We start from the raw sequence: 14851 nt of genomic DNA on the forward strand, positions 1-14851 counted from the left end.
TCCTTAGCAATAGAGGATCGATGTGACTTTTTTGTCATTACAGCTTAGAATCAACATACAGACTTGAAGGAGGGCACAACTGTGACTACACCTGATCGTACACGCGTCACCGTAGAGATCTACGGGACTTCCTATAAACTGGTCGGCAGCAGTGCCGATTATATGAAACAAGTAGCTAATCTGGTAGATGAGCGTATGAGCGCCATCTCCAAAAGTCATTCCCGTTTGGACACGCCGCGTATTGCTGTACTTGCGGCCGTACATATGGCTGAGCAGTCTCTTCAGACGCAGGAGATCCGAAATGAGCTCAAGATGCTCACGGGAGAACGTACAGAACTTCGAAATGAATTAAACCGATTAAACGCCATTCAGAGCGAACACCAAAAAGAATTGCAACAGCGAGATCAGTCTCTCGCTGAGGTTCGCCAGCAGAAGATTGAGGCAGAGCAGGCTTTGCAAAAGCTCACCGCAGACAAGCAGGCTGAAATCACCAAGCTGAATGCGATGTTGGAGCAAGAGCGCAGCCAAATGAAGGATCAGATCCAGAAGATGCAGGCGCAAGCCGCGGCACAACTCAAAGAGGCAGAAGTGAAAGCTAATACACGTGTAAAGGAAGCAGAGGAAAAAGCAGCAAACCAACTTAAACAATTACAGGCTCAATCTGCGTCGCAACTTAAAGAAGCACAGAACCGTGCGGCAGCTGAGCTACAGCAGGTGCGGGCCAAAGCCGCGACCGAGTACAAAGAGCTGCAGGAAAGAACTGCGGCACAATTGAAGGAAGCCGAAAGCAAGGCAGTAGCAGAGCGCCAAAAACTGCAGGTTCAGGCGGCAGAGCAGGTACAAGCGGCCAAAGAAGAGGCAGAAGCTGCGATCCTCTCTGAACTGGAACAGGCTGAAGCCAAATTGAGACAGGTGGAGGAAGAGGCGACCCTTCAATATAGCGAACTTGAAAATCAAATGAAGCAGCGTCTGGAGCAAGCCGAACAGAAAGCACAGAAGCAGGCAGAAGCGTTCGAAGCACAAGCGAAACAAGAGCGTGAAGCATGGCTTGCTGAAGCTGAACAGAAGCACCAGGCTGCTCTGGAGCAACAGAAGTCTGAGTTTAGAGCTCTTTCCGAGCAATCCGAGCTTGAATGGATGGAGAAAGAGGCTTTCTATGAAGAGCAATTGAAAGAAGAGCAAGAAGTAGCGGCTACCCGTGCAGCTGAGGCAACGGCAGCGGCTGAAGAAACGCTACAGCAGGAGCGGAGTAAACTGGCTCGTCAGTTGGAGGAAGAACGTGCTCAGGCAAATGCTCGCATAACGGAGATCAATGAACAACTGGGCGAGGTTCGGAGTCAGCTTCAACATACGCAGGAAGTGGTTTCTGAGCAAGAACAGTTGCTCCAGGCGGAACGTACCCAAGTGGAGTCGTTGCGACAGGAGCACGAGATCCGTGTTCAGGAACAGGAGACTCAGACACGTCGGATCGCGGAGCTCCAGCAACAAGTGGAGCAGTTGAGAGAAGGCAGCAATGATCTGCAAAACAAACTTCGTGAAACGGAGCAGTCGTTGAAACAGACACAGGAGTCACAGCAACAGTTGCAAGATCAGTATAATGAAGCAGTGGATCGTGAAACAGCGCTAACCGCTCAACTGCGCAAACTGCAGGAACAGCATACCCAGCTTGAACAGGATGCACAGCATTTGCTTGAAGCAGAAGCGAAGTCAGAAGAAGAACAGCGCAGACTGCAGAAGGTGCTGGAGCAGGCACATGCGGCTGTACGTACATTGCAAAATGAGATAACAATGCTGACGGAGAGGGAACAATCCTGGAAAGATCTTGCTGAACAGCGACTCGCCGATATTGGAGATCTGGAGAATCAGATTCTCGAAGCAGCTGAGCAGAATGAAACGCTGGAGTCTGGTGTACAGTCCTTGCATGATGAACTTTCCGTCGTGAAGGAAGAAGCGCGCCTCTACAATGAGGAGGCTGTTCGTTATGAGAAAGAAAACGAGATCCTAGAAGAGAAACTCAAACAAATGAATGAGGATTTACAAGGCACACGCCGTGAACTAAATAATAATCATGAGGAGCTAGCTGAGAAGAATAAGGAGTTAGCTGACAAACATGAGGAGCTAAATAATACTCGCGATGAATTGCATAGTGCCCAAGAGGAATTAAGCCGTCTGCAGGAACAATACAAGCAGATCCGTAACGATTACAGTGATGCTCTTCAACGAGAAGAGAATACCGGTTCCCTAATGAGTGAACTCGAAGCGGAGAAGAATGCGCTGGAGCAATCGCTGAACGAAGCAAGACAGTCCGCTGAGCAACTTGCCAAGCGTTATACGGAGCAAGCGAGTCAGCTCGCGCAGACGGAAGAGGAAGCTCTCGAATGGCAAATTAAACATGAGGATCTGTCTGCCAATCAGTCGGAACTGTCTTCTCGTATCCAGCAACTGATGACACGTGAAGAAGAGCTTCGTTCACAGTTGGAACTGGTAACTGAGTCGGCAGAGCAGAACGAACAGGTATGGAAGCTACGTGCTGACGAATGGGCGGAGCAGGAGCAGGCATGGCAGGATCGCTGGACAGCACTGGAGAGTGAATTGACAGCGTGGCAAAGAGAGAGTGCAGCAAGTTCAGAGAAGCTGGAGGAACTGGTACAAGAACGTGATCTGTTGCTCAAGGAGCGTTCACAGCGGGAACAGCATCAAGTGGAGGCAGACGAGGAGAAGCAGATCATGGAGAATGAACTGCGAGAAATAAGTGAACGTTATGAACTAACGGCAAACCAGCTTCGATTGTTGCAGGTTGAGCGGGAGATGGAACAAGAAAAGGCGGAGCAGCTCAATACGAAATATCGTCAGCTTCACGATGAATATACAAAGTTACAGACGGAATATAACGAATGGATTGAATTGATTGAGCAGGATCAGACGTAAATATTGACTCTTTTTGTCGATGTGCTGACCAGCGAACTCTTGCATTATTTGTTATAATACAAAAAAGAGCTCCCGTCGCTACGGGGGCTCTTGTCTTGAAGTGTTATTCTTCTACTATAATTTTGGAGATCATGCTACTGTGTCCGGAACCACAAAAAACGGAACATGACATTTCGAACTCCCCGACTTTGTCAGGGACGATGACTTTGGAGCTTGTTTGGGTGTCTAACCGAAGATTGAACTCAGGCACGAGCAAACCGTGATTTCCGTTGACGTTTTCATAAACAATCTTCACAGGCACACCTTTTTTGAGTCGATATTCGGGTTGATCGAATTCGTAGTTGCTTGCCTTGATCACCAGTTGTTCACTGGCTGTAACCTCTGGCTCGGATGCTCCTGAATCTTTGGGACTACCGCATGCAGCAAGAACAAGAATTAACATACACGCGGCAAGCCATGTTATACCTTTCTTCATCATGTACCTCCTTCAGGCGTGTGGGATGGATAAAATTTGAATGATTTCTCAAGTCATCATACCGCAATCTGGCGATGCCTGTACATGTGGGGTATGTCGTTTTATTGAAATTTATCGATAGTCGCTGATCACTTGATGTGCAAAAAGAAAAACCTCTTCAGGCCAATGGCCTTCCGAGGTTTAGATATCTTGTTAGAGCGCTAGCAGTATGACAGTCAGTCTTTAGCTTTTGGAGCTGCGTCCGGCATCAAACGGTGTGGATACCGGAATGAAGAGATCGATAATCCCGATGACCAATGCGGCGAGAATGGCACCGAGCAGGCTGACCTCAACGTGATCAACCACATATTGACCCAGCCAAATGACCAGTGCACTCACGATAAAGCCGACGATTCCCCGGCCAAAAGGGTTCACTCTTCTGCCAAAGATGCCTTCAACGATCCAGCCCAGCAAAGCGATGACCAACGCAAGCATCAGCGCGCTCCAGAAACCACCAACGGCGAAACCGGGAACGATCCAGCTTACAACCATTAACACGATAGCGGCGATAATAAATCGTACGACATGGCCCAGAAAATTCATGGGGGTTACCTCCTTTATTCAGATTGGATTGTGCATAAACATGGGAACTCTAAGGGAGTAAAATTGAATAGCACAATCCTGACACATGTAGTTTGTGGCGTCATACCCCAAGTTATGTGTGGAAGGATTCGTTAAATAGCGCAACAAAGTTTCTTTCGTTATAATACAGGTATAGTTTGGAAGGAGTTGTACACTTGGATACGAAAATATTACACACTTTGGAATATCGTAAAATTTTAAATACATTGATTAGCTTCGCTCAAACATCAATGGGCAAGAAAAAAGCAGAGCAACTTGAGCCTAATAGTGATCTGGAGGAAGTAAAACGATTACTTCAACAAACGGATGAAGCTTTCACCTTTGAGCGTCTCAAAGGTTCTCCGTCCTTTGGCGGGATTGTAGACATCACGGCTTCTGTAAAACGTGCTGAGATTGGAGGCACACTCAACCCGCATGAACTGCTGGGTATTTCTACAACGACACATGTGGCCAGACGGTTGAAACGTCAGATTGCAACGCTACATGAGGACGAGCCGATAGCGTCGCTCTTCTATATCAGTGACCAGTTGTCTGAGCAGAAGGAACTTGAAGATGCGATCCGTATCTGTATTGATGATAATGCGGAGGTTGCAGATAGTGCGAGTGTAACGCTGGCACAGATTCGCCGCGAACTGCGCGGGGGAGAAGCACGGATTCGGGAGAAGCTGGATTCAATGATTCGTTCGTCCACCGTTTCCAAAATGTTGCAAGATCAGCTCATTACGATTCGTGGGGATCGATTTGTTATTCCTGTCAAAGCAGAGTACCGCTCTTATTTCGGCGGCATAGTCCATGATCAGTCAGGCTCAGGAGCGACTCTTTTCATTGAGCCGGAATCCATCGTGGCCATGAACAATAAATTACGCGAAACCCGGATTCGGGAGGAACGCGAAATTGAGATCATTTTGCAAAAATTGACGGCCCTTGTCAGTGAGCAGGGAGAGTGGCTGTTATATGATGTCGATTTGCTGGCATCGCTTGATTTTATTTTTGCCAAAGCGCGTTTAGCCCGTGAGCTCAAAGCAACGCTGCCTCGAATGAATGATCGAGGTTTCCTCAAGCTGAAAAAGGGACGTCATCCGCTGATTCCGATTGAACATGTCGTTCCAATTGATGTAGAGCTTGGCAACGACTACACCTCTATTATCGTGACTGGACCAAACACAGGTGGTAAAACGGTAACGTTGAAAACCATCGGTCTGTTAAGCTTGATGGCGATGTCGGGATTGTTTGTTCCAGCAGAAGACGGCAGTCAGTTATGTGTATTTGATGCGATCTATGCCGACATTGGTGATGAGCAGAGTATCGAGCAGAATCTGAGTACGTTCTCCAGCCATATGACCAACATCATTCGTATTTTGAAAAATATGACGCCGAAAAGTCTCATCCTGTTGGATGAACTTGGAGCAGGGACAGATCCAGCAGAAGGTTCTGCGCTCGCCATCTCCATGCTAGAGCATATGCACCAGACAGGTTGCCGCATGGTGGCAACGACTCACTATAGTGAGTTGAAAGCTTATGCTTACGAGCGTAAAGGCGTTATTAACGCCAGCATGGAATTTGATATTAATACACTGAGTCCGACTTACCGTCTGCTTGTCGGCGTACCGGGACGCAGTAACGCTTTTGCGATTGCAGAGCGCTTGGGACTTCCGGGTTACATTCTGGATTATGCACGCGGTGAAGTGAAAGAAGAAGATCAGCGGATTGAACACATGATCGCTTCGCTCGAAGAGAACCGTCTAACAGCTGAACAAGAGCGTCAGAAAGCAGAAACGCTTCGCCAGGATATGGAAAAATTGCGTAGCCGCCATCAAGCCGAGCTGGAAAAGCTGGAACAACAGCGTGACCGCCGGATTGAAAAAGCGGAGGAAGATGCGCGTAGCATCGTAGATAAGGCTCGTGCAGAAGCAGAAAAAATTATTGCTGACCTTCGTCAGCTGGCTCTGGAGGAGGGTGCTTCTGTCAAGGAGCATAAGTTGATCGCTGCTCGTAAACAGCTGGATGAAGCAGAGCCGGAAAAACGTAGAAAAACGGTGAAAAAGACAGCTGCTCCGAAAGCACGTGCGATTGGCCCAGGTGATGAAGTTTTAGTTTACAGTCTCAATCAGAAGGGGCATGTCGTGGAGATGGCAGGCAGCAAGGATGCTGTGGTACAGCTCGGCATTATGAAAATGAAAGTGTCGCTGGATGATTTGGAGTTGCAACAGACAGCACCAGCGGCAAAACAGCCAAAGCAAAAACCGGTCACAGGCATGAAGCGTACTCGAGATGATAACGTGAAGAGTGAACTGGATCTGCGGGGGGCTAATCTGGAAGAGGCCCTGATGGAAGTAGATCGTTTCATCGATGAAGCCTTCCTTGCCAACTTGGGTCAAGTGTATATTATCCATGGTAAAGGTACAGGAATTTTGCGTACGGGTATTCAGGATTACCTGCGGAAGCATAAACATATTAAAAGTTATCGTCTAGGCAATTACGGAGAGGGAGGCAACGGTGTAACCGTCGCTGAACTGGAATAGCCTCAGGATGAATAAACAACAACCTGCTGTTCCGTCGTTAAGTCGGACAGCAGATGCGGAAGGAGAATGGGAGTGAAAGAAGCGATTGACGGACTGCTGTCTCATCCGCTCGGGATGGTCCTCGGTTTCTTCTCGGTTGCCATCATGGAGTTGCTCGTTTTTCTCGCATGCTTCGAACTGGTAACCAAATATAAATGCTGGACGGAGATCAAAAAAGGCAATGTGGCTGTGGCTATGGCTACAGGCGGGAAAATCTTTGGGATTTGCAACGTACTCCGTTTTTGTATTCAAGCAAAATCTTCAGTATATGAAGCGATGACATGGTCATTTGTCGGGTTTGTTTTGTTGCTCATTGCTTATTTTTTATTCGAGTTCCTGACGCCAGTGTTTTCAATTGACCGGGAGATTGAAGCAGATAACCGTGCAGTTGGGTTGATATCCATGATCATTTCTGTCTCACTGTCCTTTGTTATTGGCGCAAGCATTGTCTAGGGGGATCGATGATGAAAATATTGATACGGATTTTGTTTGCGGCATCGATTGTGTTTTTTGCCATCGGTGTGATCTATGTGTTAAATACGTAATTATATGAAAGAGAAAGGTTGATACATGATGGAAACAACGGTATGTCCTTGGTGTCAAACAGAGATTGTTTGGGATGAGGAGCTGGGTCCGGAAGAAGAGTGTCCGTATTGTCACAATGAATTAAAGGGTTACCGTACACTGAACATTAACATTGGCGATGAAGAGAATGATGATAGCGAAGAAGAGTTCGACATGGAGGACATTTCAAACGATAAAGAGCAAATCTCGGATCTGACTTCGCTTTGGGGTGATGAAGTGGAACTGAAGTTGCCTGAACTTCGTACTTTGAACAAATATGCAGACGAGGGCAACGATCTCATTCAATATGAACAAGGTGTAGAAAAGCAACTGGATCAGCAAGAGGAAGTACCAGAGTGTCCGAATTGTAGGGAATTCATGATTCTAGCTGGTACGCAGACAGCGAGTCAGGATACATTCACACCAGTAGCCAATGCTGCTTCCGGGACAGGTGTTGTCTTGTCATCTCCATTTACAGTATTGACTTACGTGTGCTCTGGTTGTTTCCAGGTTCAATACAGTTTATCAGAGGATGACCGTTTGCGTTTGATTCAGAACCTGAGTGCACACGAATAGATCACATTGGTTTGAAAGCTAATTTTATACAACGCCAAAGATTCATCATGTTTTCCTCCGGCTTGGGGTACGTTAACCCTTAAGAGCCGCCTGTTCACGTTAAGTTGGATTCAGGTGATGGAGGAGGGGCAGATGAAGATTACTTTGGGAAGACAATCCATTCTGCTTTTAGGCGTGAATGGATTGTTTGCGTTAGCCGGAGCCTTGTCCGGTACGTTTTTGAACGTGTTTCTATGGAAAAGCCGTCCGGATTACGCCATGCTCGGTTGGTTTACCATCAGTCAGCAACTGGCTATTGGCATCACGTTTTGGGTCGCGGGGAAGTGGGTCAAGGAACATAATAAAATGAGTGCATTGAGGCTTGGAACAGCTTTATCTGGTATTTTCTATATGCTTGTTCTGTGGACCGGAAAGACCGCTGTGGATTGGATCTGGCCGCTAGGTTTGCTCCTGGGATGTGCACTGGGGCTGTTCTGGATTGCCTTTAATGTCGTCTATTTCGAAGTGACGGATCGGGAAAACAGGGACTTGTTTAATGGCTGGGTTGGTTTGTTAGGCTCAATGACAGGCATTGTTGGACCATGGTTCTCGGGCCTCATTATTTCACGTATGGCAGATAATACAGGATATCGGCTTATATTCACCGTATCTCTTGTCATTTATATCATCGCAGTGATCTTCAGTTTTTTTCTAAAAAAACGAAAAGTTAGCGGGACATACTGCTGGTCAGAACCCATTCGGCAGTTGTCCACCTCAAAGGGTCCGTGGCGGCCGCTTTCCATGGGACTGTTTGCTCAAGGCGTTCGGGAAGGGGTATTTGCCTTCTTGATTGCACTGCTTGTATATCTGGCGACAACTGAGGAATACAAGCTTGGACAATTCTCTCTTATTACTTCAGCCGTGGCACTCGTCAGTTACTGGGCTGCAGGAAAATGGTTCAAACCTCATTATCGATCTAAAGGGATGCTCGCAGGTTCCGTGTTGTTGCTTGCGGTGTTGTTCCCTCTTCTCTGGAAAGTGACTTATGGAACACTGCTTTTTATGGGAATCGGAAGCGCTATAGCGATGCCGCTATATATTTTGCCGATGATCTCCGCAGGATTCGACATGATGGGCACGAGCGGCGAAAATGTGGAGAAAAGGGTTGAACTTGTCGTATTAAGGGAACTCAGTCTGATGTGCGGGCGGCTTTTTGGCTTGACCGTATTTATGATTACTGTGCTAAACTCGCCATCAACTAAAGTGTTAATCTGGCTCATTATCATTCTGGGGGCTTTTCCACTGATTGGCTGGATGTTCATGAGAAAACTTTTGATCAAGTCGACAACTCGTGATTCATAAAAGTTCATAACTGAAAAAATAAAAGGGTGCAGCGAGGGGATGAAAGCTTCCCCTTAGCCGTACCCTTTTGTCATGTTTAATACGACGAAGCTGTATGTCATTCTATTCGATGTTGCTGTTTAGACTGGAGATGGTTTGCTCGTTCTTGTCAAAGAGAACAACTTCATATCTTCATTCTGGGCGCCGCCGCTAATGGCATCTGCGATCAGGGAGGCCGCAATCATGCTGTACACCGTTCCGTTCCCTCCGTACCCTTCGACGAAGTATGAATGTGGGTAATCCGGATGCGTACCAATGAGGGGAAGGCCATCATGTGTATTACCAAACACAGCACCCCAAGCATAATCTACCTCTAGCTGATCAAGTGGAAAATACGTTCTGAGCTCTTCTAACAGAACTTCGCCTTGATTTTCGGAACGGAGCTCCCGCTGATCCTGGGCAGGTGTTTCTTCATCAAGCCCACCCACGATAATGCGGTTGTCTGGCGTGGTGCGCATATATAGATAAGGGCGAGCTGTTTCCCAGATCATAGCTTGCTCATGCCAAGAGCTCAGATCAGACAGAGGTTTGGTTGTTATAGCATACGTTGCTTTCAAATACGCTCCCCGGTCTTTCTTAATCTCTTGCGTTTCATAACCTGCGGCATAGACGACTTGCTTAGCACGAATTTTGCCATGGGGCGTATAACACGTTACCCCTTCATCATCATATTCACAGTGAATCATTTCTGTTTCTTCGTAAATTCGTGCCCCATGTTGAACGGCCGACTCAAAAAGGCCTTGGACAAATCGATACGGGTTTACTTCTGCATCTCCTTTGGTGTACAAGGCAGCGGGTTTCACAAAAGGAAAGTGGCTTTTGATCTGGTCAGAGCTCCATAACTCTGCTTCGAATCCATACTTCTGTAGAGTTTGAAATTCTTCCTCAAGCAAAGAAACATCTTCCTCAGAGCTAGCAAAGCAAAAGCTGTTCCGCGGAATAAACCATGGATCGGTCTTCAGACTCCCGGCAATCCCGGAAAGTTGCTTCATGGATTCGCGGCATAGCTCATAAAAGCGTACCCCTTTTGCTTCTCCAAATGTGTTGATGCACGATGTCAACGTTTTGTCATTGGTATATTGTAGCAGGCCGGTGTTGGCTGAACTGCTTCCATGCGCTATTTTTCGCTTATCAATGACAACTGTATCGAATCCGCGCTCTGCAAGCAATCTAGAAGTCAGAGCACCTCCCATACCGCCACCAATAATCAAGCAGTCACAAGAGATGTCGCCATTTAACGAGGGATAATCCACATCCGATTTATAAGTAGAAGGCCAGTAAGGTGTACCATAGACGAGATCCATTAGAACCAGCTCCTTTGTCTTCACATTGGTATAGTTTTGTCATTCAAGGTAACAATAAACTCGCATAAACTTTAGATCTAGGAGGTACGACGTACATGCAACATTCACAAATGCAAGCCCTGAGTCCAAAAGAGTTGAACTACATTGCCGATTCCATCTCCAACGAGGAGATGCTGATCAAGCAATGTGCAGCTACGGCTTCTATATCCACACATCCGGCCATTCAGCGGGCATTGAATCAATATGTTCGCTCTCATGAGCAACATATGAATACACTGATTCAAACCTTGCATCAGCATCAGTCTCTTGCACCTTCCCAATCCCAATAATTCACATCAACAAGCAACCCACAGCAATAAATCAGCACATAGGAGGAAAACACATGTATAATCAAACCGGTACTTTTATGCAAGAACAGGATTTGTTAAAAACCATTCTTGCAGATCTGAGACGAACTTCGCGCGAATACACGACGGCTACAACAGAATCTTCATGTCCCATGGTTCGCAGCATGTTCAATGAATTGACGAATGATACACTTCGTCTGCAAGGAGAACTGTTCAATCTGATGCAGCAGAACAACATGTACTCCGCTTCTGCCAAAGCACCGCGTCAGGACTTGGACAAGCAGATTCAGTCTGCACACCAGGCACAGCAGAAATGCCAGCAATTCGTGCAGGAGAAAAATGTACAAAACAGTCCATATGGCCAAGTGCCAAATGTATCTCCGCGTCAACCGAATTACGGGAACCCTTATTACATGTAACCTGTAGATAAGGGTTTTGAAGCATGTCCCTACCGACCATACCACCGCTTGCCTGAATTGAAGGCAGGCGGTCTTTTGTCTATGCACCAACGTTGAATTCATGTAATATAAGTATTAATTCATTTTAGGAACCTGGATGACGCTGGAGGGAAAACGATGAAAGAGTTGAACGATCTGCAACTTAAAGTTCTGGATCTGTTGAAGGAAGACGCGAGAAGGACTCCCGCACTGCTGTCAACGCTGCTGGGGGAGTCGGAAGATAAAATCAAAGCTGCTGTAGCACAGCTTGAACAAGAACACGTCATCGTAAAATATGCAACGGTCGTGAACTGGAGCAAAATTGATGATGAGAAAGTGACAGCTCTGATCGAAGTCCAGATTACACCTGAGCGTGGACGTGGCTTCGAAGGGATTGCCGAACGAATCTATCTTTATCCGCAAGTAAAGTCCGTTTACCTCATGTCAGGAGCATATGATTTGCTTGTTGAAGTAGAGGGCGGCAATCTGCGAGAAGTGGCTAACTTTGTATCGGAGAAGTTGTCTCCGATTGATTCAGTACTGTCAACCAAGACGAATTTTATTCTTAAAAAATATAAGCAGGACGGGATTATTTTTGAAGACCATCAGGAAGACAACCGTCTCATGATCTCGCCGTAAAGGAAGATGTGTCATGATAGTGAATGAACAGACAACCGGAAATAACAAAACGATGTCCTCATATTTGGCTCCGCTCGTAAAACAGATCCCGCCATCCGGCATCCGCAAGTTTTTTGATCTGGTGGGCGATAACAAAGATATCATCACGCTTGGTGTAGGCGAGCCGGATTTCGTAACACCGTGGCACATGCGTGAAGCTTGCGTATACTCTCTCGAGAGAGGCATGACCAGTTATACCTCGAATGCAGGTATGCCGAAGTTGCGTGAAGCACTTAGCAATTATTTGGATACACAGTTTGATACCAGGTACGATCCAAAGGACGAGATAATAGTCACCGTAGGTGGAAGTGAAGCGATTGACCTTGCTTTGCGTGCATTGATCGTACCTGGAGATGAAATTCTTATTCCTGAGCCATCTTATGTCGCTTACTCCCCTATAGCTTCCATCGGTGGAGGTATCCCTGTCGGGGTAGAGACGTATGCAAAGGATCAGTTCAAGGTAACGGCTGAAGCGCTTGAAGCGAGCATTACACCGAAATCAAAGGTCGTGATATTATGTTATCCAAGCAATCCAACAGGGGCGATCATGACTTACGAAGACTGGCTACCGATCGCAGAAGTCGTCAAAAAACATGATCTGATCGTCATTGCTGACGAAATTTATGCTGAGTTGACGTATAATCAAAAACATGTCAGCTTCGCTTCGATTCCTGATATGAAGGATCGCACCATTTTGGTGAGCGGTTTCTCCAAGGCGTTTGCGATGACGGGATGGCGGATTGGATATATGTGTGGACATCCTGAACTCATTGCAGCGATGCTCAAAATTCACCAGTACACGGTGATGTGTGCACCAGCAATGGGGCAGGTGGCAGCTCTCGAAGCACTGACGAATGGACTGGGTGAGAAAGACCGAATGGTCGAATCCTATAACCAGCGCAGACGTTTGATTGTACAGGGGTTCCGTGATATCGGGCTGGATTGTCATGAGCCTCAGGGTGCGTTCTATGCTTTTCCGAGTATTCAAAAGACGGGACTGAGTTCTGACCTGTTTGCTGAACGATTACTGACGGAGAATAAGGTGGCTGCTGTGCCGGGTAACGTGTTTGGGCCGCAAGGAGAAGGGTTTTTACGTTGCTCTTATGCGACCTCCGTATCCCAGTTAAACGAAGCTTTGGAGCGTATCGGAAATTTTGTTTACAAAGTTCAAAAAGAGGGTTAATACAAAGAATAGATGCAGTATAAATAAGGCATTTAGTACTTTTCCAAAAAAATACTTTCTTTTACAAAATATTATGATATAATTTCAATTTGAAATAGGATTTCATATATTTGGAAAATTATTTTCTGAGGAGGGGTTAGCTTTGTTTTGTGTTGAATATGATTTACCGACAAATCGTGGACACGTTCTGGCAGAAAGCGATCATGGCAACCGATGGTCGGTGAACCCTGATGACGCATCTTTGCATAACATTTCCTTGGAAGATGAGATCCGTATGCTTCGAAGCAAGATGGAACAGATTTTCCTGGAAGAGAAATCATTTACATCCGATATTGTGATTGAGATCAGCAGTTTGCTGGACTTGAAAATTAACGAATACATGAAGGCTAATCCGGTCAAACCCAAGTAAGTATCGGGCCAATGGATATATGCCGGACACATGTAGAATGATATAATTTGTAACACGGTAGAGAAGGAGATCCGAAAGGGTCTCCTTTTTGCTGTGTAATTCAATAAATGTTGAATGGAGGGGTTATTTTTTTGCGTGGAACAATTGTGATATATTGGAGTTAGGAGACTAAAGGGGGAGCTGGAATGAAAAGATTTTGGGGACTTACCGCAATAATTTCATTAATCTTTATATTAGCCGGGTGTGGCGGTAAAGATGGTTTTACGGTGTTTATTATTGATAACCAAGGTAATCCATCAGGTATTTCGGAGCAATTGCAAACAAAGTTGCAACAAAAGCTTGGTGAAGAACCAAAAGTAGAAATCATTACAAGTGCAATGTACGATGTTCAAAAAATATTGGTTGAGTATGCCGCTGGTAGCCATGATATCTTTATTTTGCCTGAAAATGATATGAAACAGTACGGTCAGAATGGCTCGAATGTCCCGCTAGACGATACATTTGATCCCAAGAAATATGAACGCGGTGTATTTGAGGGATCTGTATTGGTTGAAAAAGGGAAGGGCGACGACGGATCTGATATGAAAAAGGAAACCCATCTGTACGGTATTCCGCTGGAGAATATGCAGATGTTCAAGGATGTAAACTACGCCCCGAGCAATTTGTTCGCTACCATTCCACTGTCAGCGGCTAACATTGAAGAATCGAAAAAAGTGCTCAAAGCGCTGACAGAATAACATCTATTTAGAACAGGTATGGGAGGAGGGAACGGATTGCTGATTACGGTCACAGGCGGTATGGGCAGCGGAAAAACGCGCTTTGCGCTGAAATATGCGGCTCAAATGAGCCGGGAAGGTGTATATTTGTCCACTGGTGATCATGATTCCGTAATTCCCGAATTGCCATCCGCTCATTATCGTGCCATTCAGGCGGGGAACGGCCCGAAGCTTGCTGAAGTGGTGAACCAGATTAATCGGGAATCCAATCTTTTTCTGGCGGATCAACGCATGTTGATTGTGGACAGCCTGACGTCCTGGATGGTAGCGAGTTTCAGGGAAGCAACTGATCTGGATCAGCAACGTGTGGAAACACAACGGTTACTAGATGCACTGCTATCCTATCAGGGGAAAATACTTATCATTACAAATGAGATGCATGGAAGCTTACATCCGTCAGAAGAGGAACGTATTTTTGCAGCGAGAATGGCTTCGGTGAACCGGATTTTGCAGTCTAATGCAAAACAGATGTTTATGCTGGTGTCTGGTCTTGCGATTGATCTGAAAGCTCTGCATTGGCATTATGAAGATTAAGAATAGACGAGCTTTGGATCATCGGGTAAGATATTTCAGCGTTTGATAAATGATTAATGCACAATTGGAGGGAATATG

At 46.1% G+C, this 14851-nt stretch carries 15 protein-coding genes; 12 read left to right on the top strand and 3 right to left on the bottom strand.

Features of this window, described 5'->3' with window-relative positions; translation table 11 throughout:
• The first annotated feature begins 81 nt into the window (after positions 1–81).
• Complete coding sequence (locus tag FS818_RS01465; protein WP_145328945.1) at positions 82–2928, top strand: cell division protein ZapA; 2847 nt, start codon at positions 82–84, stop codon at positions 2926–2928.
• Positions 2929–3031: 103 nt separating this feature from the next.
• On the opposite strand, the gene FS818_RS01470 is transcribed toward FS818_RS01465, so the two are convergent.
• A complete protein-coding gene (locus FS818_RS01470) occupies positions 3032–3403 on the bottom strand; it encodes a cupredoxin domain-containing protein (protein WP_145328947.1) in 372 nt (123 codons plus the stop codon).
• Between the two features lie 222 nt (positions 3404–3625).
• Complete coding sequence (locus FS818_RS01475) at positions 3626–3985, bottom strand: phage holin family protein (RefSeq protein WP_145328949.1); 360 nt, start codon at positions 3983–3985, stop codon at positions 3626–3628.
• Positions 3986–4179: 194 nt separating this feature from the next.
• On the opposite strand from FS818_RS01475, the gene FS818_RS01480 reads away from it, so the two are divergent.
• The 4 genes from FS818_RS01480 (at position 4180) to FS818_RS01495 (ending at position 9066) form a co-directional block, all read left to right on the top strand.
• Complete coding sequence (locus FS818_RS01480) at positions 4180–6546, top strand: endonuclease MutS2 (protein ID WP_145328951.1); 2367 nt, start codon at positions 4180–4182, stop codon at positions 6544–6546.
• 66 nt (positions 6547–6612) lie between these two features.
• A complete protein-coding gene (locus FS818_RS01485) occupies positions 6613–7038 on the top strand; it encodes a DUF350 domain-containing protein (RefSeq protein WP_090922248.1) in 426 nt (141 codons plus the stop codon).
• A gap of 120 nt (positions 7039–7158) precedes the next feature.
• Entirely contained in the window at positions 7159–7725 is a 567-nt protein-coding gene (locus FS818_RS01490; protein ID WP_145328953.1) for a hypothetical protein, read from the top strand.
• A 132-nt stretch (positions 7726–7857) separates the two neighbouring features.
• Positions 7858–9066: an MFS transporter gene (locus FS818_RS01495; protein WP_145328955.1), complete on the top strand. Its 1209-nt coding sequence runs from the start codon at positions 7858–7860 to the stop codon at positions 9064–9066.
• Between the two features lie 119 nt (positions 9067–9185).
• On the opposite strand, the gene FS818_RS01500 is transcribed toward FS818_RS01495, so the two are convergent.
• On the bottom strand, positions 9186–10409 hold the full coding sequence (locus FS818_RS01500; RefSeq protein WP_145328957.1) for an NAD(P)/FAD-dependent oxidoreductase: 1224 nt from the start codon (positions 10407–10409) through the stop codon (positions 9186–9188).
• 95 nt (positions 10410–10504) lie between these two features.
• Between FS818_RS01500 and FS818_RS01505 the strand changes: the two genes are divergently transcribed.
• The 7 genes from FS818_RS01505 to FS818_RS01535 all read left to right on the top strand — a co-directional run bounded on the left by FS818_RS01505 (position 10505) and on the right by FS818_RS01535 (position 14773).
• Positions 10505–10738 (top strand): hypothetical protein, encoded by a 234-nt coding sequence (locus tag FS818_RS01505; protein ID WP_145328959.1) that lies wholly within the window; start codon positions 10505–10507, stop codon positions 10736–10738.
• 53 nt (positions 10739–10791) lie between these two features.
• Positions 10792–11175: a spore coat protein gene (locus FS818_RS01510; protein ID WP_145328961.1), complete on the top strand. Its 384-nt coding sequence runs from the start codon at positions 10792–10794 to the stop codon at positions 11173–11175.
• 156 nt (positions 11176–11331) lie between these two features.
• A complete protein-coding gene (locus FS818_RS01515) occupies positions 11332–11832 on the top strand; it encodes an Lrp/AsnC family transcriptional regulator (protein WP_145328963.1) in 501 nt (166 codons plus the stop codon).
• Positions 11833–11845: 13 nt separating this feature from the next.
• On the top strand, positions 11846–13054 hold the full coding sequence (locus FS818_RS01520) for an aminotransferase class I/II-fold pyridoxal phosphate-dependent enzyme (RefSeq protein ID WP_145328965.1): 1209 nt from the start codon (positions 11846–11848) through the stop codon (positions 13052–13054).
• Between the two features lie 220 nt (positions 13055–13274).
• Complete coding sequence (locus tag FS818_RS01525) at positions 13275–13463, top strand: aspartyl-phosphate phosphatase Spo0E family protein (RefSeq protein ID WP_308722269.1); 189 nt, start codon at positions 13275–13277, stop codon at positions 13461–13463.
• A 185-nt stretch (positions 13464–13648) separates the two neighbouring features.
• Positions 13649–14200 (top strand): type 2 periplasmic-binding domain-containing protein, encoded by a 552-nt coding sequence (locus FS818_RS01530; protein WP_145328969.1) that lies wholly within the window; start codon positions 13649–13651, stop codon positions 14198–14200.
• A gap of 36 nt (positions 14201–14236) precedes the next feature.
• A complete protein-coding gene (locus tag FS818_RS01535) occupies positions 14237–14773 on the top strand; it encodes a bifunctional adenosylcobinamide kinase/adenosylcobinamide-phosphate guanylyltransferase (protein WP_186331510.1) in 537 nt (178 codons plus the stop codon).
• Positions 14774–14851: the final 78 nt, after the last annotated feature.

Source organism: Paenibacillus xylanexedens (assembly GCF_007680605.1).
GTDB classification, from domain to species: Bacteria; Bacillota; Bacilli; order Paenibacillales; family Paenibacillaceae; genus Paenibacillus; species Paenibacillus xylanexedens_B.

What these genes read in the sequence shown, in the direction of transcription:
- FS818_RS01470 (WP_145328947.1), bottom strand. Translation starts at nt 3,403, where the DNA reads ATGAAGAAAGGTATAACATGGCTTGCCGCGTGTATGTTAATTCTTGTT.
- FS818_RS01520 (WP_145328965.1), top strand. Translation starts at nt 11,846, where the DNA reads ATGATAGTGAATGAACAGACAACCGGAAATAACAAAACGATGTCCTCA.
- FS818_RS01485 (WP_090922248.1), top strand. Translation starts at nt 6,613, where the DNA reads ATGGGAGTGAAAGAAGCGATTGACGGACTGCTGTCTCATCCGCTCGGG.
- FS818_RS01490 (WP_145328953.1), top strand. Translation starts at nt 7,159, where the DNA reads ATGGAAACAACGGTATGTCCTTGGTGTCAAACAGAGATTGTTTGGGAT.
- FS818_RS01475 (WP_145328949.1), bottom strand. Translation starts at nt 3,985, where the DNA reads ATGAATTTTCTGGGCCATGTCGTACGATTTATTATCGCCGCTATCGTG.
- FS818_RS01505 (WP_145328959.1), top strand. Translation starts at nt 10,505, where the DNA reads ATGCAACATTCACAAATGCAAGCCCTGAGTCCAAAAGAGTTGAACTAC.
- FS818_RS01500 (WP_145328957.1), bottom strand. Translation starts at nt 10,409, where the DNA reads ATGGATCTCGTCTATGGTACACCTTACTGGCCTTCTACTTATAAATCG.
- FS818_RS01530 (WP_145328969.1), top strand. Translation starts at nt 13,649, where the DNA reads ATGAAAAGATTTTGGGGACTTACCGCAATAATTTCATTAATCTTTATA.
- FS818_RS01510 (WP_145328961.1), top strand. Translation starts at nt 10,792, where the DNA reads ATGTATAATCAAACCGGTACTTTTATGCAAGAACAGGATTTGTTAAAA.
- FS818_RS01495 (WP_145328955.1), top strand. Translation starts at nt 7,858, where the DNA reads ATGAAGATTACTTTGGGAAGACAATCCATTCTGCTTTTAGGCGTGAAT.
- FS818_RS01515 (WP_145328963.1), top strand. Translation starts at nt 11,332, where the DNA reads ATGAAAGAGTTGAACGATCTGCAACTTAAAGTTCTGGATCTGTTGAAG.